Origin of the sequence: Nocardia abscessus (assembly GCF_015477775.1) — a bacterium.
GTDB lineage: Bacteria > Actinomycetota > Actinomycetes > Mycobacteriales > Mycobacteriaceae > Nocardia > Nocardia abscessus_A.
Genome location: NZ_JADLQO010000014.1, coordinates 210,278 through 232,946 on the forward strand (window position 1 = coordinate 210,278; position 22,669 = coordinate 232,946).

General features: G+C 69.2%; 27 protein-coding genes. 8 read left to right on the plus strand and 19 right to left on the minus strand.

The features are described 5' to 3' along the window. Nucleotide 1 precedes the first annotated feature (1 nt). On the minus strand, nucleotides 2-445 hold the full coding sequence (locus tag IU450_RS29745; protein WP_195153044.1) for a hypothetical protein: 444 nt from the start codon (nucleotides 443-445) through the stop codon (nucleotides 2-4). Between the two features lie 86 nt (nucleotides 446-531). Between IU450_RS29745 and IU450_RS29750 the strand changes: the two genes are divergently transcribed. Continuing rightward, a complete protein-coding gene (locus tag IU450_RS29750; RefSeq protein ID WP_195153045.1) occupies nucleotides 532-1,323 on the plus strand; it encodes a helix-turn-helix domain-containing protein in 792 nt (263 codons plus the stop codon). A gap of 12 nt (nucleotides 1,324-1,335) precedes the next feature. Here IU450_RS29750 and IU450_RS29755 read toward each other — a convergent pair whose 3' ends face one another. The 6 genes from IU450_RS29755 to IU450_RS29780 all read right to left on the minus strand — a co-directional run bounded on the left by IU450_RS29755 (nucleotide 1,336) and on the right by IU450_RS29780 (nucleotide 7,812). Continuing rightward, the gene (locus IU450_RS29755) at nucleotides 1,336-2,259 is read right to left on the minus strand and encodes a LysR family transcriptional regulator (protein WP_195153046.1); all 924 of its coding nucleotides are present in this window, start codon (nucleotides 2,257-2,259) and stop codon (nucleotides 1,336-1,338) included. A gap of 102 nt (nucleotides 2,260-2,361) precedes the next feature. Beyond that, complete coding sequence (locus tag IU450_RS29760; protein WP_195153047.1) at nucleotides 2,362-3,564, minus strand: FAD-dependent oxidoreductase; 1,203 nt, start codon at nucleotides 3,562-3,564, stop codon at nucleotides 2,362-2,364. A 181-nt stretch (nucleotides 3,565-3,745) separates the two neighbouring features. Continuing rightward, nucleotides 3,746-4,390 (minus strand): PadR family transcriptional regulator, encoded by a 645-nt coding sequence (locus IU450_RS29765; RefSeq protein WP_195153048.1) that lies wholly within the window; start codon nucleotides 4,388-4,390, stop codon nucleotides 3,746-3,748. Nucleotides 4,391-4,448: 58 nt separating this feature from the next. Further along, complete coding sequence (locus IU450_RS29770; RefSeq protein WP_324197873.1) at nucleotides 4,449-6,482, minus strand: MDR family MFS transporter; 2,034 nt, start codon at nucleotides 6,480-6,482, stop codon at nucleotides 4,449-4,451. A 55-nt stretch (nucleotides 6,483-6,537) separates the two neighbouring features. Continuing rightward, nucleotides 6,538-7,494, minus strand: coding sequence for a sigma-70 family RNA polymerase sigma factor (locus IU450_RS29775; protein ID WP_195153049.1), 957 nt, complete (start codon nucleotides 7,492-7,494; stop codon nucleotides 6,538-6,540). A gap of 81 nt (nucleotides 7,495-7,575) precedes the next feature. Further along, nucleotides 7,576-7,812: a hypothetical protein gene (locus IU450_RS29780; protein WP_195153050.1), complete on the minus strand. Its 237-nt coding sequence runs from the start codon at nucleotides 7,810-7,812 to the stop codon at nucleotides 7,576-7,578. 168 nt (nucleotides 7,813-7,980) lie between these two features. Here IU450_RS29780 and IU450_RS29785 point away from each other — a divergent pair, with 168 nt between their 5' ends. Beyond that, nucleotides 7,981-8,619 (plus strand): TetR/AcrR family transcriptional regulator, encoded by a 639-nt coding sequence (locus IU450_RS29785; RefSeq protein WP_195153051.1) that lies wholly within the window; start codon nucleotides 7,981-7,983, stop codon nucleotides 8,617-8,619. Here IU450_RS29785 and IU450_RS29790 read toward each other — a convergent pair. Then, on the minus strand, nucleotides 8,616-9,257 hold the full coding sequence (locus tag IU450_RS29790) for a TetR/AcrR family transcriptional regulator (protein WP_324197874.1): 642 nt from the start codon (nucleotides 9,255-9,257) through the stop codon (nucleotides 8,616-8,618). The two genes, IU450_RS29785 and IU450_RS29790, sit on opposite strands and share 4 nt — an antisense overlap. 131 nt (nucleotides 9,258-9,388) lie before the next feature. Between IU450_RS29790 and IU450_RS29795 the strand changes: the two genes are divergently transcribed. From IU450_RS29795 to IU450_RS29810, 4 genes are all read left to right on the plus strand, one after another. Beyond that, complete coding sequence (locus IU450_RS29795; RefSeq protein ID WP_416382916.1) at nucleotides 9,389-10,831, plus strand: lipase family protein; 1,443 nt, start codon at nucleotides 9,389-9,391, stop codon at nucleotides 10,829-10,831. Nucleotides 10,832-10,957: 126 nt separating this feature from the next. Beyond that, a complete protein-coding gene (locus IU450_RS29800; protein ID WP_195153053.1) occupies nucleotides 10,958-11,833 on the plus strand; it encodes an oxidoreductase in 876 nt (291 codons plus the stop codon). A 286-nt stretch (nucleotides 11,834-12,119) separates the two neighbouring features. Continuing rightward, nucleotides 12,120-12,584 carry a transcriptional regulator gene (locus IU450_RS29805; RefSeq protein WP_195153054.1) on the plus strand — a complete coding sequence of 155 codons (465 nt, stop codon included), beginning with the start codon at nucleotides 12,120-12,122 and terminating at the stop codon, nucleotides 12,582-12,584. Further along, on the plus strand, nucleotides 12,581-12,946 hold the full coding sequence (locus IU450_RS29810; protein ID WP_195153055.1) for a DUF3817 domain-containing protein: 366 nt from the start codon (nucleotides 12,581-12,583) through the stop codon (nucleotides 12,944-12,946). The genes IU450_RS29805 and IU450_RS29810 overlap by 4 nt, the downstream gene beginning before the upstream one ends. A 21-nt stretch (nucleotides 12,947-12,967) precedes the next feature. Here IU450_RS29810 and rdgB read toward each other — a convergent pair whose 3' ends face one another. The 10 genes from rdgB to clpS form a co-directional block, all read right to left on the minus strand. Continuing rightward, nucleotides 12,968-13,579 carry an RdgB/HAM1 family non-canonical purine NTP pyrophosphatase gene (rdgB, locus tag IU450_RS29815; protein ID WP_195153056.1) on the minus strand — a complete coding sequence of 204 codons (612 nt, stop codon included), beginning with the start codon at nucleotides 13,577-13,579 and terminating at the stop codon, nucleotides 12,968-12,970. After that, nucleotides 13,579-14,349, minus strand: coding sequence for a ribonuclease PH (rph, locus tag IU450_RS29820; protein WP_195153057.1), 771 nt, complete (start codon nucleotides 14,347-14,349; stop codon nucleotides 13,579-13,581). The genes rdgB and rph overlap by 1 nt, the downstream gene beginning before the upstream one ends. Nucleotides 14,350-14,724: 375 nt before the next feature. Then, entirely contained in the window at nucleotides 14,725-15,489 is a 765-nt protein-coding gene (locus tag IU450_RS29825; RefSeq protein ID WP_195153058.1) for a cyclic nucleotide-degrading phosphodiesterase, read from the minus strand. Nucleotides 15,490-15,558: 69 nt separating this feature from the next. After that, nucleotides 15,559-16,284 carry a rhomboid family protein gene (locus IU450_RS29830; RefSeq protein ID WP_195153059.1) on the minus strand — a complete coding sequence of 242 codons (726 nt, stop codon included), beginning with the start codon at nucleotides 16,282-16,284 and terminating at the stop codon, nucleotides 15,559-15,561. 66 nt (nucleotides 16,285-16,350) lie between these two features. After that, the gene (locus tag IU450_RS29835) at nucleotides 16,351-17,313 is read right to left on the minus strand and encodes a cysteine synthase (RefSeq protein WP_195153060.1); all 963 of its coding nucleotides are present in this window, start codon (nucleotides 17,311-17,313) and stop codon (nucleotides 16,351-16,353) included. Between the two features lie 8 nt (nucleotides 17,314-17,321). Next, entirely contained in the window at nucleotides 17,322-17,594 is a 273-nt protein-coding gene (locus IU450_RS29840) for a MoaD/ThiS family protein (RefSeq protein WP_159924369.1), read from the minus strand. A 34-nt stretch (nucleotides 17,595-17,628) separates the two neighbouring features. After that, nucleotides 17,629-18,048, minus strand: coding sequence for a Mov34/MPN/PAD-1 family protein (locus tag IU450_RS29845; protein ID WP_043688435.1), 420 nt, complete (start codon nucleotides 18,046-18,048; stop codon nucleotides 17,629-17,631). Between the two features lie 172 nt (nucleotides 18,049-18,220). Then, a complete protein-coding gene (locus tag IU450_RS29850) occupies nucleotides 18,221-19,285 on the minus strand; it encodes a P1 family peptidase (RefSeq protein ID WP_195153061.1) in 1,065 nt (354 codons plus the stop codon). Nucleotides 19,286-19,346: 61 nt separating this feature from the next. After that, nucleotides 19,347-19,916, minus strand: coding sequence for a DUF2017 domain-containing protein (locus IU450_RS29855; RefSeq protein ID WP_195153062.1), 570 nt, complete (start codon nucleotides 19,914-19,916; stop codon nucleotides 19,347-19,349). A gap of 22 nt (nucleotides 19,917-19,938) precedes the next feature. After that, nucleotides 19,939-20,289: an ATP-dependent Clp protease adapter ClpS gene (gene clpS, locus IU450_RS29860; RefSeq protein ID WP_039796380.1), complete on the minus strand. Its 351-nt coding sequence runs from the start codon at nucleotides 20,287-20,289 to the stop codon at nucleotides 19,939-19,941. Between the two features lie 122 nt (nucleotides 20,290-20,411). Between clpS and IU450_RS29865 the strand changes: the two genes are divergently transcribed. Continuing rightward, nucleotides 20,412-21,722 (plus strand): nicotinate phosphoribosyltransferase, encoded by a 1,311-nt coding sequence (locus tag IU450_RS29865; protein WP_195153063.1) that lies wholly within the window; start codon nucleotides 20,412-20,414, stop codon nucleotides 21,720-21,722. Between the two features lie 2 nt (nucleotides 21,723-21,724). On the opposite strand, the gene IU450_RS29870 is transcribed toward IU450_RS29865, so the two are convergent. Continuing rightward, nucleotides 21,725-21,913, minus strand: a complete 189-nt coding sequence (locus tag IU450_RS29870; RefSeq protein WP_195153064.1) for a hypothetical protein — start codon at nucleotides 21,911-21,913, stop codon at nucleotides 21,725-21,727. Nucleotides 21,914-22,092: 179 nt separating this feature from the next. On the opposite strand from IU450_RS29870, the gene pncA reads away from it, so the two are divergent. After that, nucleotides 22,093-22,659 (plus strand): pyrazinamidase PncA, encoded by a 567-nt coding sequence (gene pncA, locus IU450_RS29875; RefSeq protein ID WP_195153065.1) that lies wholly within the window; start codon nucleotides 22,093-22,095, stop codon nucleotides 22,657-22,659. Nucleotides 22,660-22,669: the final 10 nt, after the last annotated feature.

The following is a 22,669-nucleotide window of genomic DNA, read 5'->3' on the forward strand; positions in this document are numbered from 1 at the left end:
CTCACGCGACGCCGATGTACTGGTGGTCCCACCGGATCCGGCCCTCGTCGTCGAGCGCGATGACGTCGTACCCACCGCCGACGACGGCGCCGTCCGCCTTGGCCACCATGTGCCAGGTCAGGCCGATCAGGTTCACCGACAACCGCACTGCGGGCCCCTTCCCGACGAACACGTGCTCGCCAGGGGCGACGAACTCGTCGTATGCGCGATCGACGCGACGGTCCAGCGCTTCGTAACCGCGGATCTCCACGGTCGGTATCGGGAAGGACAACTGGGCCAATGCTTCCCGCATCGCCTGCGGCGGATCCACCAGCACCTGGGCGCCGTCCTCGGACCACAGACGCCTGATCTGCTCGTGCCTGGCTTCGGCGTCGGGCTCGTTCCACAGCGCGATGTACCGCTCGGCGAATCGCGACAGTTCCTGCTCATCGAGTTGTTTGCTCATACGGCAGAGTTTTGCCGTCGTCCGGCATGTGTGCGATTCCCCGCAGGGTATGGCGAGCGGTCACCGACTCGCCCGATACTGCTGCTATGACGACGGCGACTCAGTCCACCGGGTTCGCCCGGCAGCTCAAGCATTGGCGGACACTGCGCCGGGTCAGCCAGCTCGACCTCGCGATCCGCGCGGACACCACACAGCGACATCTCAGTTTCCTGGAGCAGGGCCGCTCGCGCCCCGGCCGCACCATGGTGGTTCGACTGGCCGAATCACTGGACCTCTCGCTACGGGAACGCAACGGATTGTTGCTCGCCGCGGGATACGCGCCGGTCTTTCCCGAATCAAAGCTCGACACCGTGGAACTGGCGCCGGTGCTGGAGGCTCTGCGGGCCATTCTGGACGGTCATCTGCCCTACCCGGCGCTGGTCGTGCGGCCCTACGGCATTCTGCTCGCCGCCAACGCCGCCTTCGACGTGCTCACCGAGGGCGCCGCCCCCTGGCTGCTGGAACCTCCGGTCAACGTACTCCGGCTCGCACTGCACCCCGACGGCTTGGCCGCCCGCGTTCTCAACCTGCCGGAATGGGGCAGGCACGTCACCGAGGCGCTGCGCAATCGGGTGACCCGCAGCCCCGATCCCGCCCTCGACGAACTGATCGACGAGCTGGAAACCTATCTGCCGCAAACCGAACCGGGGCCGGACCATCTCGGTTTCGCGGTGCCCCTGCGGCTGCGTTGCGACGAAGGCGAGTTGCGCCTGATCACCACGCTCACCTCGTTCGCCACCGCCGTCGACGTCACACTCGCCGAGTTGCAACTGGAGGCGTTCCTGCCCGGCGACGAGCAGACCACGCGGATCCTGCGCGACCGCGCCGCACGCCGCTGAGCGGGACAGCGCTCACCACCGCGCCGCCGCCGTGCTCAGCCGCTGACGAACCAGCTCGACGTGCGGGCGGGCCACCGGACCGGGACGGCGCACCAGGAAGGCCGTGTTGATCGGCGGGTCATCCGGTTCCAGCAGCGCGACCAGCGCTCCCGAATCCAGCGCGGCGGCACAGAGATAGCGCGGCAGCACACTGATTCCCGCTCCGGCGGCCACCGTCGCGGCGACCGCGCGCAGGTCGGCGACCACCACCGCGGCCTCGGCGGCGAGCCGGACGCCGAAGACGTGCCGCCAATACCGGCGCAGGATCGGCAGATCCGGGGCGTAGCTCACCAGCGGGACACCGGACAGCGCGACCGGGCCCTTGGCCCGCAACAGCCCGCCGTCGATCCGTGCGGCGACCGGCGGCGCGGCGACGAGCACGAATTCCTCGTCGAACAGCGGTTCGGCGACCACCGTCCGGCCTCGGGGCCGGACCGTCGAGACCACCAGGTCGAAATGCCCCACGCGCAGTCCGCCGAGCAGGTCGTCGGACAGCCCGGCTCCGACCGCCAGCCGCACACCCCGGGCGACCAGCGGCGCCAGCGCCGGAAGGGCGAGCAGCGCGAGGAACTCGGCGGGCCCGGCCAGCCGCACCGCGGGCTGCGGCACGGGCTCGGCGCGGCGGGCCGGATCCGCTACGGTGTCCAACGCGTCCAGCGGCGCGGCGATGCGTGCCGCAAGCTCCGTCGCCGCCGCGGTGGGTGTCACGCCGCGCGGCAGTCGCTCGAAAAGTCTGGCGCCGAGCCGCTTCTCCAGGGCCTGCAATTGGCCGGTCACCGTCGGCTGGGACAGCCCGACCAGCCGCGCTCCGGCCGTGATCGAACCGGCCCGGTGCACGGCCAGGAACGTGCGCAACTGATTCAGATCGACATTCCCATCGGAATCCCTATCGTTCACCGCGTCAGTCTATTTCTCCGCCGATAGGGCTCCGGTCGGCGGCCACGCGGAGAACGAGCGATCCCGCCGGTCGGCCGGACCGGCGGGATCGCTCAGCAGGACTCAGACCGCCGCGAGTTCGCGGTCGGCGGGCGCGTCCCAGTCGATCCGGTAGCGCTGCTCGGGACCCATGGACTTCTCCGGTTTCATCACCGTCTTGGCCATCAGCGGCATGAGCAGCTGCATCATCTTGCGCCCCACCGGCCCCGGCGTCTTGCTGTGGTTGATCTTCGCCGCGCGAGCCGCGACGCCCTCCACCCGGGCGCGGCGCAAGCGCTCGTAGACGGCGAACGCCCCCGCGGCGGGCAGGTCACGCAGGCAGCGGGCCAGCTGCACGGCGCTCTCGATCGCCAGCGACGCCCCCTGGCCGGAGCTGTTGGACGGGGCGTGCACCGCATCCCCGACCAGCACCATCCGCCCGCGATGCCAGTGCGGCACCGGCGGCATGATGTGCAGCGCGCCGACCACCTCCAACTGCTCCTCGGTGGTGCGACGCGCGAGTTCGCCGCCCGGGGTGTCGTCGCGGTAGGTCTCGCGCAGAATCTCCAGCCAGCGCGCGTTCGGCACGGCCCGCGCCGCGGTGAGCGACAGATACTGCTTGTGCGGCAGGTTCGCTCCCCACGCCACCCGTCCGTCCCCCACCGGCCAGTACAGGTAGTACGCCCGCTTGCCGAACGCGAAAGTCATGGTGTCGGGCGCGATGTCGGCGTCGCACTCGGTGATCGCGCCGAAGCCGAGCATGCCGGTGTAATCGGGCCCCGGCGCGTTCGGGTCGATCAGCGTGCGCACGGCCGAGCGGATGCCGTCCGCGCCGACCAGCACGTCGGCGGTGGCCGTGCTGCCGTCGGCGAAGCGGGCGGTGACGCCCGAGGCGTCCTCGTGCACGTCGACCAGGCGCTTGTCGTACTCGAACGGAACCCCCGCGGCGATCGCGTGCCGGTGCAGCACTCGGTGCAGTTCGCTGCGATCGACCAGTTGCAGCGGCGGCACGTCGGAGAGGCCGGGCAGCGCCAGCACCTTGTCTCCGACGCCCATGTTCATCTTCGTCACCGGCTGCGCGATCGCGCGGACGGGATCGCCCGCCCCGATGATGTCGAGGGCGGCGATGCCGTTGGGCGCCAGGGCGAGCCCGCTGCCGATGCCATAGGACGGGCCGGGATAGGCCTCGTAGACGCGGGCTTCGATGCCCGCTTTGCGCAGGGCCGTCGCGACGACAGGGCCGGCGATGCCGCCACCGATCACCAGGGCGGTACGTGTTGTGGACATAGGTGTCTCCAGGATTCGTGCGATTCGGGTTTTCGGTTCCCCGAACCGACCCACGCGCCACCCACCCGGTTATCCTGTGGTTGCCAGCCTTGTAGCCGGGTGCGCGTTCGCGGGCGCGGTTCGAGACTGTTCGATCGGGCCCGGCGGCGGTGTTGCCGCACCTCGCCGGGTCCGGTCTCGGCTAGTTCTCGGCCATCCCCCTCTCCACCAGCTCGGCGACCTCGGATTGACGCATCCCGCGCTCGTGCCATTCCCGCCAGTGCGCCAGCCCCGGGAAGGCGCCCTCGGTCAGCTCGTCGCGCAGCGAACGCGTCCACGCCGCTTCGGCTTCCAGCATGGCCAGCCCGAACTCGGATTCGATGATGAACAGTCGCGGCAGCGTGCCCGCCAGTTCGCCCAGTTCACGCCGCACGGTCTCGATGGTCCGCTCCAGCGCTTCGAGCCGGGCGCCGAGCAGTTCGACCACCTCGGCGGGCGGAAGCACCGCGAGCATGGACAGACCCGCGACGAACCGGTGCGGTTCCGGTTCCGGCGTCGACAGCAGCTCCCTGGTCCAATCGGCCATCTCGGCGCGGCCCGCGTCGGTGATCCGGTAGATCACCCGTTCGGGCCGGGCGCCCTCCCGTTCGCTGCCGACGACCTCGAGGAAGCCGACCTTGGCCATGTTCTGCACGACCGTGTAGAGCGAACCCCACTTGATCGCCATGTCGTGGTCTTTGCCCCGGTCGCGCAACGTCTGCGCGATCTCGTACCGGTGCATCGGGCGCTCGACGATCACGGACAGCACCGCGAGCGCGAGCAGGTTGTCGACCTTGCGTTTCTTCATCGCGGCGCCTCCTTACTCGTCTACGAATATACGTGCACGAGTATTCGGACGCAAGTAGTCAGACCCGCACTGTTTCCTGCCCGCGCGCTTCGTCTTCCAGCAACTTCGTGGCGATGTTCGTCAGCGCCCGGTCCAGTAGCGCGCGGTCGACGGGATCGGCTTCGTTCCAGTCGTCGAGTCTGCGGTCGAGCCAGCGCCGCCAAGCCGCTTTGATCCGATCCATCTCGGCGGCACCGGAGTCGGTGAGCCGCAACCGGTTCTCGTCCCGCGTCAGATACCCCTCCGCGCCGACCTGGTCGTAGATCGGCTCGATCACCTCCTCGGGCAAACGGTGCGCCCGCGCAATCGCGGCGAGCGTGGCGTCGCCTGTGACCCGCTCGCGCAGATACACCTGCCCGAGAGCCCATGCCTCGCCTCGCGTGAGATCGCTGTCCGCGTCGGCGAGGATGCGCGGTCCGATCGGGTCCTCGGCCCCGGCCTTGTGCATGGTGCCCGCGATCGCGCGCTCCAGCTGCACCAGCCGGTCGGGAGAGTCGGGCACCGAGAACCCTTCGCCCACGTCGCCCGCGCCCGCTCGCGCGCTGTCGCGCAGCGGCACCTCGGGCAGCAACCACGCGATCACGAATCCGGCGAGCGCCACCGGCACGACCCAGAAGAACACGTGATCGATGGAGTCGGCGTACGCGTCGATGATGGGGGCCGACTGTTCGGCGGGCAGTGCGCGCAAAGCTTGCGGGTCGGCCGCCACGTCCGGCGGCACCACCCGCACGCGGGCCAGGGCAGCGGCGAGGTTCGGCTCGAGTTCGTTGCTGTACAGCGTGCCGAAAACGGCCGTGCCGAAGGCGCTTCCGAGGGTGCGGAAGAACGTGACGCCGGAGGTCGCGGTGCCCAGCTGGGCGTAGGGCACGGTGTTCTGCACGACAATGGTGAGCACCTGCATGGCCAGGCCGATGCCGAGGCCCAGGATCAGCATGTACAGCGACTCCAGCCACGTGGCGGTGGTCCGGCCCATGGTCGACATCGAGTACAGGCCCAGCGCCATGACCAGCGTGCCCGCGATCGGGAAGTACCGGTAGCGCCCGGTCTTGCCGACCACCTGTCCGGACAGGATCGAGGTGGCGAACAGGCCGACCACCAGCGGCAGGGTGCGCACGCCGGACATGGTGGCCGAAACCCCGTCGACGTACTGGAGGTAGGCGGGCAGGTAGGTCATCGAACCGAGCATCGCGAAGCCGACGATGAAGCTGAGCAGGGAGCAGACCGTGAAGACCCGGCTGCGGAACAACCCCATCGGCAGCATCGGTTCCGCGGCCCGCAACTCCACCGCGACGAACGCGGCCAGCAGGATCACCGCCGCGGCGAACAATCCGACGATCATCGGCGAGGCCCATGCGTATTGCTGTCCGCCCCATTCCAATCCGAGGATCAGGCAGGAGACGCCCAGCGCCACCAGACCGATGCCCGCGTAGTCGATGATCGGCTTGGCCACGGCCCGCACCCGTGGGATGGTGCGCGCCGCCAAGGCGATCATGACCACTGCGACCGGCACGTTGACGTAGAAGCACCAGCGCCAGCTGGCGTGATCGGTGAACAGGCCGCCCAGCGTCGGGCCGATCACCGTGGTCACACCGAACACCGCGCCCAGCGCGCCCTGGTACTTGCCACGCCGGCGCAGCGGGATGATGTCCGCGATCAGCGCCATCGAGGTGACCATCAGCCCACCGGCACCGAAGCCCTGGACGCCACGGGCGAGCACCAGCAGCAGCATGCCGTTGGCCAGACCGGCGACCATCGAGCCGAAGATGAAGATCGCCGCGCTGACCTGGAACACCAGCTTGCGGCCGAACAGGTCGCCCAGCTTGCCCGCCAGCGCCGTCGCCACCGCCTCGGCCAGCAGGTACGACGTGACCACCCAGGCCATGTGCCCCGCACCGCCGAGGTCGGCGACGATGGTGGGCAGCGCGGTGGAGACGATGGTCTGGTCCAGCGCCGCCATCAACATGCCGAGCACGATCGTGCCGAACACGATGTTGGTCTTGGCCCTGCCCATCGGGGCCACTGGGTCAGCGGCGACAGCAACCGAACCGGCCATCAGCCCAGTATGGGACTTTGCCGCCGCGATGGACATCCAGCGACACGACAGCGAATCAGCCGAGCAAGCCCTCCAGCGCCTTGGCCCGCGCGGGCTGCCGCAGTTTCGCCATGCCTTTGGCCTCGATCTGCCGAGCCCGCTCGCGGGACACCCCGTAGGTCTTGCCGACCTCGTCGAGCGTCTTCGGCTCCGCGCCGCCCAACCCGAAGCGCAACGCGATGACCGCCGCCTCCCGTTCGGTCAACGCGCCGAGCGCCCGGTCCAGCTGATCGCGCAGCGCCGACGCGGCCACCGACTCGGACGGGTCCGGCCCGGTATCGGCGATGAGGGCGCCGAACTCGGTGGCATCGTCGCCGACCGGGGTGTGCAGCGACAGCGGGTCGCGAGCGAGATCGAGCAGTTCGCGCACCTTTCCCGCGGACAGTTCCAGCTCCGCGGCGAGTTCCGCGACCGTGGCCGCGCGACCCAGTTGCTGCGCTAGCGCCCGCTGCGCACGGTTCAGTCGGTTGAGCACCTCGACGACGTGCACCGGAATGCGGATGGTGCGGCTCTGATCGGCCAGCGCTCGACCGATCGACTGCTTGATCCACCAGGTCGCGTAGGTCGAGAACTTCAACCCGCGCCGGTGATCGAACTTCTCCACCGCGCGCATCATGCCCAGCGTGCCTTCCTGGACCAGGTCCAGTAGCGAGATGCCGGTCGGCGTGGGATACCGCTTGGCGATCGAGACGACCAGGCGCAAGTTGGCCTCGACCATACGGTCCCTGGCACGCGCGCCGTCCGCGATCCGGCGGCGCAGTTCCCGGCGCTCCCGCACGTCGAGTTCGGCGGCCGCGGCGGCATCGCCGAGGCGGAGCGCGGCTTGCTCGCCCACCTCGATCCGCTCGCCGAGTTCGACCTCCTGCGCGGCGGTGAGCAGCGGGGTCCGGCCGATGAGCCGCAGATAGTCCTTGATCGGGTCGTCGCTGACAGTGCCGGTGAAGCGGAGGGGGCGGGTGCACAACTTGGTCACGGAACGTCCTTCCTGGCGGAGCGAACCGTCCGGCGGCGTGCGGGAACACGCCGCCGAACGGTGGGATGGGGCGGCGAGCGGTCAGCCACGCCCCGGAATACGCAGCGGACGCTGCGGCTTGGCGCGATAACCGCTGGTGCCCCGGATCGGTTCGACACCCTTTCGGTCGCGGCGCCGCGAGCCCGGGTAAGAGCGCGCGGGCGGCGCGGTGCGTTCGGCACCGGCGATGCGGGGAGCTCCGGTTGCGCCGTGCGCTTCGGCGAGCAGCAGGCGAACCGCGGTTTCGACGACGGTGGGCGCGGTGGTCTTGTCGGCCATGACGGCTGATCCCTTTCGGTCGGCGCTGGAGCTGAGGTGAGCCGAGGTCGCTTCGACAAGTCCGTGGTGCATGGTGGCGTCCCTTCGTTCGATGACGAGCACAAACTTAGAACGAGCATAAAAATATGTCAAGACAATTTTTAGGTCGACTTCAGATATAGTGGCCGCATGACCACGTCGGACCTCGGGCTTCGTGCCAGAAAAAAGCAACAGACCAGGGACAACATCTCCCACCACGCGACCTTGCTGTTCCTCGAGCACGGCTTCGACAAGGTGACCATCGCCGACGTCGCCACCGCGGCGCAGGTCGCCAAGATGACAGTCACCAACTACTTCCCCCGCAAAGAAGATCTCGCGCTCGACCTGCACGAAGTGTTCGTCGAACAGCTCGCTCGCGTGGTGCGCGAGCGCGCCTGCGGCGAGTCCGCGAGCGCGGCCCTACGGCGGGACTATCTGGCCGCCGTGGCCCGGCACGATCCGGTGGTCGGCTTCTCCGGACCCGAGTTCGCCCGCATGATCACCGACAGCCCCGCACTGGTGGCCCGGCTGCGGGAGTTCCACGACGAGCGTGAACAGGCACTGGCCGCCGCCCTCGCCGCGGAAACGGGCACCGCCGACACCGATATCACGCCCCGGGTGGCAGCCGCGTTGCTCGGCGGCGTACATCGTGTGCTGTTCGACGAGACCCTGCGCCGCACATTGGACGGCGAATCCGACGACGACATCGCCGCCGCCCTCATCGAGTACATCGGCGCCGCGTTCGACACGCTGGAGCAGGCGATCGGCGACTACGCCGTGCGCGGCTAGCTCTCCGCGGGCCGCTCGATCAGCGCCATCGCCATCGGGACGAGCAGATCGACGAGTTCGGCCGCCGTCGGGCGCGGGTCGGCGAGCACCCACTCGTGCGCGAGCCCGTTGATCGCGCCGATCAAAGCGCTCGCGCCCCACCCGGGCGCGCCCCGCACCCGCGAACCGGGCGCGACCACCGGAACCACCCGGGACTCCAGCACCGCCGCCCAGGCGTGACGACGTTCGCGACGGTGCTGCTCCATCCGGTCGCTCACACCGACCACTTCGATGAAGGCGACCTTCGCGCGGTACGGATCGGAGCCGATCGATTCGAGGTAGGCCGTCACCACGGCGGTCATCGCGGCGGGCAGGTCGAATCGGGGGTCGAGCTCCCCGAGGCGGGCCAGCACGGCGGCCGCGGCCTCGTCCTGGATCCGGTCATAGGCCGCGACCAGCACGTCCTCCCTGGCGTGGAACTCCTCGTAGAACTGCCGCTTGGACAAGCCCGCGGCGGCGCACACGTCGGCCAGGGAGCAATTCGCGTAACCGCGCTCGGCGAAGATCCGGGTGGCCGCCTCGAGGAACCGCTGACGCCGCTCGGCTTTCCGCTCCACGACGGCACGCCCGCCGTATTGCCTACCCACTGTCGCCGTCACATCTCTCACCGTAGCGAAATCGCGGCGACCACGAACTACCTCGCCGGCCGAGGGTCCGGCGAGATTCGTTCTTGTGATCCGGGTCATGACACCGCATACTCGTGCCAGTCTGAAACCGATGGGGCTCACATATGTGGCTCATAGAACGAAGAGGTTCTCGCGTGGTCATTTCCCGTAGGCACGCACCGAAGCTGTTCGCCGCCCTCGCCGCGGTGGCCGTGGGGCTGTCCGTCCTCCCTGCGGGGCCGGCGTCCGCCGAACCGGCCCCGAACGATCCGGTGATCCAGCCCGCCCTGCCGTTCCCGGTTCCACCGCTGCCGCCCGGCTTCGACCCGGCGTTCTATCGCCCGGCCCCGGAGACGTACACGGATCTGACGCCCGGCCGGATCATCGCCGCACGCCAGGTCAACCTGGCCAACCTGTCGCTCATCCCGGTGAACGTGGACGCCTGGCAGCTGTCCTACCGCTCCACCAACTCCCGCGGCGAGCCGATCCCCGCCGTGGCCACGGTGATCAAGCCCCGCGGTCACGTCGCCGACCGGCCGCTGTTCTCGTATCAGATCGCGGAGGACTCGACCGGCAACTACTGCATGCCGTCGTATCAGCTCCAAATGGGTTCGATCCCGGCGACCCTGACCGGTTCCACCCTGGTGGCCGCGCAATTCCTCGAGGTGCAGGCGGCACTCGCCCAGGGCTGGGCCGTGGTGGTCCCCGATCACCAGGGGCCCGACTCGGCGTACGCCGCAGGACCTTTGGCGGGGCGCATCACCCTCGACGGCATTCGCGCCGCGGAGAACTTCGCGCCGATGCAATTGTCCGGGACTGCGACCAGGGTCGGGATGATGGGCTACTCCGGCGGCGCTATCGCCACCGGCTGGGCCGCCGAGCTGAAGCGAAGTTACGCGCCCGAACTGCGTGTGGTCGGCACCGCCGAGGGCGGCATCCCAGCCGACCTGTCGGCCGCGTTGCGGATGGCCAACGGCAATCTGTCCGCGGGGCTGATCTTCGCGGGCGCGCTCGGCGTCTCCCGCGAGTATCCCGAACTGCGCAAATTCCTCGACGAGAACGCGAACGGCCTCGGCAAGCTCATGATCGCGGGCAAGGAACAGCTCTGCGCGAGCTACCAGGCCGCGCTGTTCCCGTTCGCGAACAACCTCGGGATGCTGGCGAAGAATCCGTTCACCGATCCCGCGGTCGTCGACGTGTTGAACAAGACGAAACTGGGCCAGGCCGTGCCGGACATGCCGATGCTGATGTACCAGGCCAACGCCGACTGGCTGATCCCCGTCGGACCGGTCGACGAGCTCGTCGCCACCTACGCCCAGGATCCGGGCGCCCGGGTCGAATACATCCGCGACCACTTCAGCGAGCACCTGACGCTCGACCCGATCGGGGCGCCGCGCGCCATGCTCTGGTTGAAGGACCGCTTCGCGGGCATACCGGTCGCCGAGGGCGTGACCGTCACCGATGTGGGCTCGATGACCTTGGACCCCGCCACCTGGCAAGTGTGGGGCGAGACGGCGGGCGCCGTCCTCGCCGCGGCCTTCCAGCAACCCATCGGCAGCGGCCGCTAGCACGTGGCGCACGAAAGCTCGTGTCGCGGCGGTGTTCCACGACACGAGCCCTTGCGTCTGAGACGATCAGAACTGGTATACCGTTCACACCTTCCCCCGTAACTTACTCCAAAGTAAGGTTGAGCCATGGCGTGGAAACCTACTGAGATCCCGGACCAGACGGGACGCACCTTTGTCATCACCGGCGCGAACGGCGGTCTGGGCGCCGTGGCCACGAAAGTCCTGGCCGCCAAGGGCGCGACCGTGATCATGGCCTGCCGCAACCCGGTCAAAGCGAAAGAGGTCGCCGGCGGAATCGACGGCGATGTCCGGGTGGCCGAACTCGATCTGGCCGATCTGGCCTCGGTGCGCAAATTCGCCGACGACAGCGGCGAATTCGACGTCCTGGTCAACAACGCGGGCCTGATGAACCTCCCCTTCTCGCGGACCAAGGACGGATTCGAAACCCAATGGGGTGTCAACCACCTCGGACACTTCGCGCTCACCGGCCTGCTGCTGGACCGGATCACCGACCGGGTGGTCACGCTCTCCAGCATCGCGCACAAGCAGACCCCGAAGCTCTGGATCGACGACCTGGACTACGAGAACCGGCGCTACCAGCGCAATCTCGCGTACGCGCAAGCCAAGCTGTGCAATCTGATGTTCGCGCGGGAACTCCAGCGCAGGCTGTCGGAATCCGGCTCGGCCAAGCGCTCCTACGGCGTGCACCCCGGTGTCTCGGCCACCGATCTCTTCGCGCACACCGAGACCCCGCTCGACTACATCTCGAAGCCGTTCATCCGCCTCATCGGACACTCACCCGCCAAAGCCGCGCACTCGACGCTGTTCGCCGCGACCATGCCCGACGCCGACCCCGAGGTCTACTGGGGGCCGACCTGGCTGTTCGGAACGCAGGGACCGGTCAAGCCCGCGTCGTCCACCCGCCTCTCCCAGAACAAGGAGTTGTGGCAGCGGCTGTGGGCCGAGTCCGAGCGCAAGACCGGGGTCATCTACTCGTTCTGAGCCGAACGGACTCCCGGTGCGGTCACCGGGACCACCGACGTCCGGGACGGGCCGCTCATCCAGGCGACCGAGGAGCCCGCTCGATCGCAGCGGGTCATCCGCAGTGGGCGGCCCGAGCGGGCCCCGGCAGCGCGTCCACACGCTGATTCTTCGGCCGACAAAGCCCTCCCCTGGGTCTACTAGGGTCAGTGGGCCGAGAGATGCCGCGATGATCGTGGTCACAGCGTGCTCGGCACGGTGTACCTGGCACTACGGCCCGCGTAGTAGAACGGGTACCGTAGTAGCCGTGTCCGCCTCACCCCGCCGCTCGGCACACAATCGCCCGGCCCTCATCGCGCTGGTGATCTTCGCCGCGCTGGGCTGCCTGGCACTGGCCTGGTGGCAGTGGGAACGGTACGACTCCGCCACCGGCACCGGCCAGAACCTCGGGTACGCGCTGCAATGGCCCCTGTTCGCGGGGTTCGCCGTCTTCGCCTACTTCCGGTTCGTCCGGCTCGAGCGCGCGGCCGCCGAAGAGGAGGCCTCCGCCGACGCCACGCGGCGCACTTCCGCCCCGGCCGGGCGCGCCGCGAAACCGGCCGCTCCCACGGAACTCCCGCCGGGCCTGCTGCCCGAGCGCCCGAAGGCCGTCCGGGGCGAAGACCCCGTGCTCGCCGAGTACAACCGGTACCTCGCCGCGCTGCACGCCGACGACATCGATGAGCAGGTCCGATCGGCAGGCCTGCACACCCGCGAGAGGAGCGCCGGTTGACCACCAGCGAGAATTCCACCGAGACCACCACCGCCCCGGCCCGAGCAGGCAACGCCGCCAAAATCGGTCCGGCACTGCTGCGCTACCGGGCACTGGCCTGGATCACCGGTCTCTGGCTGCTGCTGCTCACCGGCGAGATGATCGCCAAGTACGGCTTCGACGTGCACACTCCCAGCTGGATCGCCGTGGTGCACGGCTGGGTGTATTTCGTCTACCTGCTGTTCACCGCCGACCTCGCGGTCAAGGTCCGCTGGCCGGTCCTGCGCACCGTCGGCACCCTGCTCGCGGGCACCATCCCGCTGCTGTCGTTCTTCGTCGAACACGTCAACGCCAAGCAGGTCAAGCAGAACTTCGGCGTCTGACCCGGCGGATCGCCGCCCGCGTCAGCCTTCGGCGAGCGCCGCCAGCGCGGGCGTCAACTGGGCCAACGCCCGTCCGCGATGCGACACCGCGTCCTTCTCGGCGGGCGTCAACTGAGCCGCGGTGACCTCGCCGCCCTCCGGCGTGAACAGCGGGTCGTACCCGAAACCGCCGTCGCCGACCGGCTTGCGCCCGATCGTGCCGGGCCATTCGCCCCGCACCACGGTCTCCACGCCGCCTGGCACCACCAGCGCGCAGGTCGACACGAACCGCCCGCCACGGCGCTCCTCCGGCACATCGGACAGCTGCGCCAGCAGCAGCGCGTTGTTGGCCGCGTCGTCGCCGTGCTTGCCGGACCAGCGCGCCGACAGCACGCCGGGCATCCCGTTCAACGCGTCCACCTCGAGGCCGGAATCGTCGGCGACACAGGCCAATCCCGTGGCCGCGGCCCCGTCGCGGGCCTTGGCCAGCGCGTTCTCCTCGAACGTCGCGCCGGTCTCGGGCGCCTCGTCGTACGGGGGAACGTCGTTCAGCCCGACGATCTCGACTCCGGCGATACCCGCCTCGTCGAGAATGCGGCGCAGCTCGTTCAGTTTCTTGGCGTTGCGGCTGGCAACCAGTAGACGGCGAGTCATCACTTCTTCTTCGCTTCGGCCTGCTCCGGAAGCCCGCCGGGATACGGGAGCGCCAGCGCCTCTTTCTGCACGACGAACAGTTGCTCACAGCCCGCGAGCGCGGCGTCGAGCAGCTTGTCCAGCGTGGAGCGCGGGAACGTGGCGCCCTCGCCGGTGCCCTGGATCTCCACCAGCGTTCCGGTGTCGGTCGCGACCACGTTCATGTCGACCTCGGCGCGCGAATCCTCCTCGTACGGTAGATCCAAGCGCACCCGGCCGTCGACCACGCCGACGCTCACCGCGGCGATCGCGCACGAGATCGGCTGCGGGTCGGCCAGCGCACCGATCGCACCGAGGTAGGTCACCGCATCCGACAGCGCGACGTAGGCGCCGGTGATGGCGGCCGTCCTGGTGCCGCCGTCGGCCTGCAGCACATCGCAGTCGATCGCGATGGTGTTCTCGCCGATCGCGGCCAGGTCGATGCAGGCGCGCAGCGAGCGGCCGACCAGGCGGCTGATCTCCTGGGTCCGTCCGCCGACCCGGCCCTTCACCGACTCACGCCCGCTGCGGGTGTGCGTCGCGGCGGGCAACATCGCGTATTCGGCGGTGAGCCAGCCCAATCCGGAGTCACGCCGCCACGGTGGCACCCCCTCGGTGACGCTCGCGGTGCACATCACCCGCGTCTGACCGAACTCCACCAGCACCGAACCGGCTGGATGCGTGGTGAATCCACGGGTGATCCGGACCTCGCGGAGCTCATCGTCCGCCCTGCCATCGGCTCGTCTCGACACGGCCACAGCCTACTGGGTCGTTTGGCCGCGCCTGCGGCGCGGCGTGTTCGCGGCCCCCTTGTGGCTCGCGAACGGTGCATGCTCGGTCTCGCTTCGCTCGGAAGACGTGGTTGGGCCGGTGCTGGTTGCGTCGAGTGATGAGGCTTGCTCCTGAGCGCTTGCCGAGGATCAGAGGGCCGTCGGTTCCCGAAAGCGATCGGCGTTCAGGTTCAGGTTTCTGGCGATGGTGCCCTGCTGGTGACGGCCATGTGCGCGGAAGGTACGGCGGTCACCGCGGCATCGATGCGGAGACACGGGTGCCGGGCCGGGAATGGTGCGGTTGGCGCGTTCGGAGCGCGCCCTTCTTCTCGCGGCGGTGATCCGAGGCGGATTCGGTCAGAGGTCGAAGGTCTCGCCGGGGGCCACGGCGTGGACGGGGCCGGCGAACTGTGCTTTCGCCTCGGCGATCACGTCCTCGCGGGAGGTCCACGGGGGGATGTGGGTGAGCAGCAATTCCTTCACGCCGGCCTCGGCGGCGATCTGGCCGGCCTCGGTGCCCGAAAGATGAATGCCGGGTGGCCGATTCGCCGGGTCATGGGTCCAGGACGCCTCCGCCATCAGGATGTCGGCGCCTTGGGCGAGTTCGTGGACCTGGGGGCAGAGTGCGGTGTCGCCGGTGTAGACGAAGGTGCGTCCGGCCGCGGTGACGATCCGCAGACCGTAGGACTCCGGCGGGTGGTACATGCGGCGCGCGGTCACCGTGTGGCCCGGCCCGAACGAGATCGGCTCGCCTTCGGCCCAGGGCCGCATGTCGATCACATCGGACCAGTCGTCGCATTCGCCGCCGATCTCGGCGGAGGCGTTGCCGATGCGCAGCGAGGTGTCCGAGGGGCCGCGCACGATCGCCTTTCCCTCCGGCGGGGTGGGGTGGTAGCGACGCCACACCAGCAAACCGGGCAGATCGAGGCAGTGGTCGGCGTGCAGATGGGTCAGGAAGATGTCGACCTCACCGGGGTCGGCGTGGCGCTGCAACGCGCCGAGCACTCCCGGGCCGAAATCGATGACCGTCGGCCGCATGTCCGGGCCGGTCAGCAGGTAACCCGACGCAGGAGAGTCCGGGCCGGACACACTGCCCGAGCACCCGAGGACGGTAAGGCGCATTCCCCCATGCTGCCACGCGGAATTCTCACTCAAGAAAGGATCCCCCACATTCTCCGGCGGGCCGCGTGCTCACCGCGGCGACGCGCCGATTCCGGCTCGATCCCCGCGGCGGTTTCGTCGTGCATCTCCAGAGAGTACCCAGCCGGCCAGCAATCCACTCAACGCGCCGAATAGGTGCCCCTGCCAAGAGATTCCGGGGTCTCCCGGCAGCACGCCCCACAGCAGCGACCCGTAGAGCGCGAGCACGACCAGGCCGAGCACGATCTGTCCGAGGTTCCTGGCGAACCAGCCGCGCGAGATGAGGAAGGTCAGCCAGCCGAATACCAGCGAGGACGCGCCGACATGCACGCTGCCCGTCGCTCCGGTGAGCCAGGTGCCGAGCCCGGCCACGAGCCAGATGATCACGGTCGCGGCCAGCCCGCGCCCGATGCCCGCCAGCAACGCGAGGAAGCCCAGCACCAGCACCGGAACCGTGTTGCCGATCAGGTGCGGCCAGCCATCGTGCAGCAATGGGGCGAACAGGATGCCGGTCAGTCCGTCGGCCCGGCGCGGCTCGATGCCCGCGGCGTCGAGCCGCGCGTCGACGACGGCATCGACCCCTTCGATCCCGTACAGCACCCCGACGAAACCGGCGATCAGCACCCCCGCGCGCAACCACAACTGCTTGATCGCGCCGAATCCTGCGGTCGCCTGCGCCGTGGGCGGCCCCGGCATGCCGATGGGCTTGTCCAGCTGCGCACGCATCGCCGCGATCCGATCAGGGTCGAACGACGGCCCGAGCCCCGCGCCGGTCATGGCCACCTCCTCGCCGTGGCGGGGTCGTGGCCCCGCCACACCGAGGGTACCGGCGCGGCCGGGGAATCAAGCCCAGAGCTGGCCGTCGAGCCGCTCTTCCGCCTCTTCGAGCGTGCCGTCGTACGCCCCGGTGGACAGGTACTTCCACCCACCGTCGGCGACCACGAACGCGATGTCGGCGCGCGCGCCCGCCTGCACCGCCTTGCGGGCGACGCCGAGCGCGGCGTGCAGAATGGCACCGGTGGAGATGCCGGCGAAGATGCCCTCTTCGAGCACCAGTTCGCGGGTGCGTTTCACCGCGTCGTACGGGCCGACCGAGAAACGGGTGGTCAGCACGCTCTCGTCGTACAACTCCGGGATGAATCCCTCATCGATGTTGCGCAGGCCGTAGACCAGTTCGCCGTACCGCGGCTCGGCCGCGACGATCTCGATGCCCGGCACCTTCTCCCGCAGGAAACGGCCGGTCCCCATCAGCGTGCCCGTGGTGCCGAGACCCGCGACGAAATGCGTGATCTCGGGCAGGTCGGCGAGGATCTCCGGACCGGTGGTCTCGTAGTGCGCCGACGCGTTCGCCGGATTGCCGTACTGGTAGAGCATCACCCAGTCCGGGTTCTGCGCGGCGATCTGCTTGGCCAGCGCGACGGCCTGGTTGGAACCGCCCGCCGCGGGGGAATCGATGATCCGCGCGCCGAACATGGTGAGCAGCTGCCGCCGCTCCACCGACGTGTTCTCCGGCATCACACAGATCAGCTGGTAACCCTTGAGCTTCGCGGCCATGGCCAGTGAAATGCCGGTGTTCCCGCTGGTGGGCTCCAGAATCGTGCACCCTGGTCGCAGCAGCCCGTCGGCCTCGGCCTGCTCGATCATCCGCAGGGCGGGCCGATCCTTGATCGAGCCGGTGGGGTTGCGATCCTCCAGCTTGGCCCACAGCCGCACGTGGTCGTCACCGTCCCACCGGGGAGACAGGGTGCGCAGACCGACCAGCGGGGTGTTGCCGAGGGTCGCGATCAGCGATTCGTAGCGCGCCACGGGACGGGTCAGCCTCCGGCCACGGCGGGCAGGATCGTGACGCTGGCGTCCTGGGGCACCTCGGCCTCGAGCCCGCCCGCGAAGCGCACGTCCTCGTCATCGACGTAGATGTTGACGTAGCGGTTCAGCTTGCCGTCCTTCAGCAGGCGCTCGGCGAGCCCGGGGTGGTTGGCCTCGAGATCGTCGATCAGCGCCGACAGCGTGGCGCCCTCGGCCTGCACGCGCTTCTCACCTCCGGTGAGGCCCCGCATGATGGTCGGGATGGACACGGTTACCGGCATGGGTACTCCTCGGTTTCGCGAACGGGCATCGGGTCTAGTTCTCGTACGCGTCGACGATCCGCACCGGCTCCTCGGTGACCTCGCCGTCGACGATCCGGTAGCTGCGCAGCTCGTGCTGCTCGGGGTCACGGGTGGAGATCAGCACGTAGTGCGCGAACGGCTCGGAGGCGTACGACACGTCGGTCCGGCTCGGGTAGGCCTCGGTGGCGGTGTGCGAGTGGTAGATCACCACCGGCGTCTCGTCGGCGTCGTCCATCGCGCGCCACACCTTCAACTGCTCACCGGAGTCGAAGCGGTAGAACGTGGGCGAACGCTCGGCGTTGACCATGGCGATGAAGCGCTCCGGACGGTCCGAGCCCTCCGGTCCCGCGATGACACCGCAGGCCTCGTCCGGGTGATCGGCGCGCGCGTGCGCCACCATCGCCTCCACGAGGTCGGCCCTGATCACCAGCACGAGTCGCACACCTTTCCACCACGCCGACCCATCGCAGTCGACAACGAGCCAGGATATTCGGGTATTCCCCCGGCGACGTCGCCCGGTCCCCGGTTCCGCCTCCACCAGCGCACAACCGACCGCGCACTCCGATGACGACGCCTACGCCATCCCGGTTGCGAGCATCGCCCGTTCAGCCACCGAAGAGATCGCGATAGGCCGGGATGCCGGCCACCGTCTCCGCCGAGCGGATCGCGTCGACGATGGCGCGCTCGACGCAGACGGCGGCGGCCGTGCAGATCTCGTCCAGGACGAGCAGATCGGCCGGAAAGGCGGGTGGCAGCGGAAGGTCCGTGTCCTCCTCGGCCGTGCCGGTGGCCAGCGCGAAGAGTGTGTCCCCGTCCAGTGGCGAGTGCGCGGGGCGGATCGCCCTGGCCAATCCGTCGTGCGCGGTGACCGCGACCCGCTTGCAACCCGCGGGATCGAGCGGAGCGTCGGTGGCGACGATGCCGATCGTGGTGTTGAGCACGGTGCCCTTCACCGGGAGCGCGTTGGCCGCCGCCAACTGCTCCGCGGTCGGCGGCCGCAGACCGAAATAGTCGGGTCCGTCGGTACCGCAACCCCAGGGCAGTCCGGTGCGCGGATCGAACACCGAGCCGACCGGATTGGCCACGATCAGCGCCGCGACGGTGATCCCGGCGGCGGGGCCTTCGCCGAGCACGATGCTGGCCGTGCCGATCCCGCCCTTGATCGATCCGGCGCGTGCGCCGACGCCCGCGCCGACCGAGCCGCGAGCGAAATCGACCCCGGCCGTCTCGGCCGCGCGATAACCGAATTCGGCGGTCGGCCGGATGTCCCACGCGCCGACCGGCAGATCGAAGATCACCGCGCCGGGGACGATGGGCACCACCCGGCTCGCCTCGGACGGGTCCATCACGATGCCGGCGCCGTTCTCCTCCAGCCAGCGCATCACGCCGTCGGCCGCGGCGAGGCCGAAGGCGCTGCCGCCGGTGAGCAGGATCGCGTCGACTTGGCGGACGGTGTTCATCGGGTCGAGCAGGTCCGTTTCGCGAGTTCCCGGTCCGCCGCCGCGCACGTCGACCGCCGCCACCGCGCCACCGGGCACGCGCACGACTGTGCATCCGGTCGCCGCCCCGGACCCGAGCGTGGCGCTCGGGTCGAGGACGTGGTGGTGCCCGACCAGCACTCCGGGCACGTCGGTGATCGAATTATGTTGTCCCGGCTCGGCATTCGCCATTTCTGCTCCTCGCGGCGCGACTCTGCGGATCACTTCGCGCCGATCTTCGCACCGCGGCAGGTCAGGGAGCCAATGCCTGGAGCAGCGAGTCCTGCATCCAGGTCAGCCAGTGGTACACGTCCAGGTGCGGGGCGCGCGGATCCTCGGGGTCGAGATGGTCGGGCGTGTCGGCGTCGATGTTCAGTACCGTGCCGAGCGCCAGCCGCACGTCGGTGAGCGCGGTCAACCACGCGTCGGCCTGCTCGGGGGTGAGGACGATCTTTCCGCCCGCGCTCGGCACGGTGTCCAGCACCACCGAGCCCGCCGCCAGCTTGGCGTCGATGATGTCGGGCTCGTGCAGGCCACGCAGCGCGCTGTTGAGGTCGGCGCGTTCGGCGTCGGGCGAACCGGGCTCGTTGCGGTGGAAGTCCGGCAGGAGTCTGCGCAGCCGCGGGTCCTCCGGCGGGACGGTGTTGCCGGATCGCAGTCCGGTGAGGGCGGCCAAGTCGTCGTCGGGGGCGGACTCGGCACGCTCGTTCAGTAGCCCGGAGACCACACCGACCAGCGACCGGAGCACATTGGCCTCACGTGCGTCCATTTCGGATCGCAGTTTGAGACCGCTCAGCGAGTTCTTCCTGCTCCACTTGCGCACGGCGTCAGGGTAGTCGTCCAGGTCAGTCGTCCCGCTGCATGGTGGCCCAGAGCCCCGCGGCGTGCAGCCGTTGGACGTCGTGCTCCATTTTGTCCCGGGAACCGGACGAGACCACTGCCTTGCCTTCGTTGTGGACCTTCAGCATCAGTTCGGTCGCCTTCGCTTTGCTGTAGCCGAACAGCTTCTGGAAGATGTAGGTGACGTAGTGCATGAGATTGACCGGATCGTCCCAGACGACGGTCACCCAGGGACGGTCCTCCGCCTCCAGGATCTCGGTGTACTCGACCGCTTCGGGTGTCGCCTGTGCCGCCGACAATGTCGCGTTCGCGGCGTCCACAACGACGTCACCCCGGACTGTGTTGCACAAGGCCATAAGGTCAAGGGTACGACTCGACTCCGGATAAACAACACCCACGCAGCCCCGATTCGCGTTTCGCCGGTTCACCGGACCGATGCCGGACACCATGAGCCGACCGTTCTGTCTACAGTGACAGCGTGGACCTGCCCGACGGCGTCACCAGCACCGCGCTGCTGACCGACCAGTACGAACTGACCATGCTCGCGGCAGCGCTCGCCGATGGTTCGGCGCATCGCCAGTGCACCTTCGAGGTGTTTGCTAGACGTTTGCCCAATGGCCGACGGTACGGCGTCGTCGGGGGTACCGGCAGGGTGCTCGACGCGCTGCGCCAGTTCCGGTTCGACGAGGCGGAACTGTCCGTGGCGGCCTCGTTCTCGGATCGGCGGACGCTCGACTGGTTGCGCGACTACCGGTTCACCGGCGATATCGACGGCTACGCCGAAGGCGAGCTGTACTTCCCCGGCTCCCCGGTCCTCTCGGTGCGCGGCACTTTCGCGGAATGCGTCGTGTTGGAGACGCTGATCCTGTCGATCCTCAACCACGACAGCGCGATCGCGGCCGCGGCGGCCCGTATGGTCAGCGCCGCGAGCGGCCGCCGGATGATCGAGATGGGCTCACGGCGCAGCCACGAGATGGCGGCCCCGGACTGCGCACGCGCCGCCTACCTGGCCGGTTTCGACGCCACCTCCAACCTGGAGGCCGTGCGCCGCTACGGGATTCCGGGCGCGGGCACCAGCGCGCACGCGTTCGTCCTGCTGCACAGCGGCGCCGATGGGGCGCACGAGGCCGAAGCCTTCCGCAGCCAGGTCGAGACCCTCGGCGTCGGGACGACTCTGCTGGTCGACACCTTCGACATCACCAGGGGCGTCGCGACCGCCATCGAGGTGGCGGGCACGCAGCTGGGCGGGGTGCGGATCGACTCCGGCGATCTGGGCGTCCTGGCCCGGCAGGTGCGCGATCAGCTCGACGCGCTCGGCGCCACCAAGACCCGCATCGTGGTTTCCGGCGATCTCGACGAGTACGCCATCGCCGCGCTGCGCGCCGAACCGGTCGACGTCTACGGCGTCGGCACGGCGCTGGTCACCGGCTCGGGCGCGCCGACAGCGGGGATGGTCTACAAGCTGGTCGAGGTCGAAGGGGTGCCGGTCGCCAAACGCAGCAGTCACAAGCAGTCCCGCGGTGGCACGAAGAAGGTGGTCCGCCTGGCCCGCGACACCGGCACGATCGTCGAGGAGATCGTCTACCCCGCGATCGGGCCGGTGCCGCCGAGCAACGGCTTCCAGGCCAGGGATCCGCTCGTGCCGCTGGTCCGCGGCGGTGAGCCGGTCGAGGATCTGCCCACCCTCGCCGAGAGCCGCGATCTGGTGGCGCGCGGACTGATCAGCCTGCCGTGGGAGGGTCTCAAGCTCTCGGCGGGTGAGCCCGCCGTGGTGACCACCTTCGTCTGAGGTCAGCGTCTGCGTTCGTCGACGCGGCACACCAGCAGCAGTCCGACGGCGAAAAGCAGCGCGAACACCACCCCGGTGACCGCGAACCACACCCATGCCGCCGGTTCGGCGGGCCGGGAGCCCAGGAAGAAGACCGCCAGAAACACAGTGGTACCGATCGTCACGCTGCGGAACAGGTTGGCAGGGCTCATGGGTGGTCTCCATGGGAAAGCGGCGAACCGGGTCTGGAAACAAGGGTGCACTCGGTAATCACCGTGGGCGGCGGCCGCGTTTACATCGGAACCGAATTTCCCGCGAGTCGGGTGAACCGAGCGCTTGATCGAGCGGCAGAATCTGGAGCAGACATTCAGACATACCGCGGGAGGTCGCCATGACCCGGGCACTGATCATCGTCGACGTCCAGAACGATTTCTGCGAGGGCGGGTCGCTCGCGGTCCGCGGAGGCGCTGCGGTGGCGTCCCGGATCAGCGAGCACCTCGCGGCGGCGAAGTACAGCGCGGTCGTCGCCACCCGCGACTATCACATCGATCCCGGCGCCCATTTCTCCGACGAGCCCGATTACATCGACAGCTGGCCGCCGCACTGCCGGGTCGGCACGCCGGGCGCGGAGTTCCACCCCGCTCTGGCCACGGGGCAGATCCAGCAGGTCTTCTCCAAGGGCGCGTACTCCGCGGCCTATTCCGGGTTCGAGGGCACCACCGAGGACGGCACGGGGCTGGCCGATTGGCTGCACGACCGTGGTGTCGAGGCCGTCGACGTGGTCGGCATCGCGACCGACCACTGCGTGCGCGCGACCGCCCTGGACGCACGCATCGAGGGTTTCGACACCCGCGTCCTGCTCGATCTCACCGCGGGCGTCGCTGCCGACACCACCAGCGCCGCGCTGGACCGCATGCGCGGCGCGGGCGTCGATCTGGAGGGCAGCATCAGCCGGTAGACCGTCCGGT

Excerpts from the sequence above, each read along its gene's own strand:
- IU450_RS29745 (WP_195153044.1), bottom strand. The coding sequence starts at position 445 with ATGAGCAAACAACTCGATGAGCAGGAACTGTCGCGATTCGCCGAGCGG.
- IU450_RS29750 (WP_195153045.1), top strand. The coding sequence starts at position 532 with ATGACGACGGCGACTCAGTCCACCGGGTTCGCCCGGCAGCTCAAGCAT.
- IU450_RS29760 (WP_195153047.1), bottom strand. The coding sequence starts at position 3,564 with ATGTCCACAACACGTACCGCCCTGGTGATCGGTGGCGGCATCGCCGGC.
- IU450_RS29765 (WP_195153048.1), bottom strand. The coding sequence starts at position 4,390 with ATGAAGAAACGCAAGGTCGACAACCTGCTCGCGCTCGCGGTGCTGTCC.
- IU450_RS29770 (WP_324197873.1), bottom strand. The coding sequence starts at position 6,482 with ATGGCCGGTTCGGTTGCTGTCGCCGCTGACCCAGTGGCCCCGATGGGC.
- IU450_RS29780 (WP_195153050.1), bottom strand. The coding sequence starts at position 7,812 with ATGGCCGACAAGACCACCGCGCCCACCGTCGTCGAAACCGCGGTTCGC.
- IU450_RS29785 (WP_195153051.1), top strand. The coding sequence starts at position 7,981 with ATGACCACGTCGGACCTCGGGCTTCGTGCCAGAAAAAAGCAACAGACC.
- IU450_RS29795 (WP_416382916.1), top strand. The coding sequence starts at position 9,389 with ATGTGGCTCATAGAACGAAGAGGTTCTCGCGTGGTCATTTCCCGTAGG.
- IU450_RS29800 (WP_195153053.1), top strand. The coding sequence starts at position 10,958 with ATGGCGTGGAAACCTACTGAGATCCCGGACCAGACGGGACGCACCTTT.
- rdgB (WP_195153056.1), bottom strand. The coding sequence starts at position 13,579 with ATGACTCGCCGTCTACTGGTTGCCAGCCGCAACGCCAAGAAACTGAAC.
- IU450_RS29825 (WP_195153058.1), bottom strand. The coding sequence starts at position 15,489 with ATGCGCCTTACCGTCCTCGGGTGCTCGGGCAGTGTGTCCGGCCCGGAC.
- IU450_RS29830 (WP_195153059.1), bottom strand. The coding sequence starts at position 16,284 with ATGACCGGCGCGGGGCTCGGGCCGTCGTTCGACCCTGATCGGATCGCG.
- IU450_RS29840 (WP_159924369.1), bottom strand. The coding sequence starts at position 17,594 with ATGCCGGTAACCGTGTCCATCCCGACCATCATGCGGGGCCTCACCGGA.
- IU450_RS29850 (WP_195153061.1), bottom strand. The coding sequence starts at position 19,285 with ATGGCGAATGCCGAGCCGGGACAACATAATTCGATCACCGACGTGCCC.
- clpS (WP_039796380.1), bottom strand. The coding sequence starts at position 20,289 with ATGGCCTTGTGCAACACAGTCCGGGGTGACGTCGTTGTGGACGCCGCG.
- IU450_RS29870 (WP_195153064.1), bottom strand. The coding sequence starts at position 21,913 with ATGAGCCCTGCCAACCTGTTCCGCAGCGTGACGATCGGTACCACTGTG.
- pncA (WP_195153065.1), top strand. The coding sequence starts at position 22,093 with ATGACCCGGGCACTGATCATCGTCGACGTCCAGAACGATTTCTGCGAG.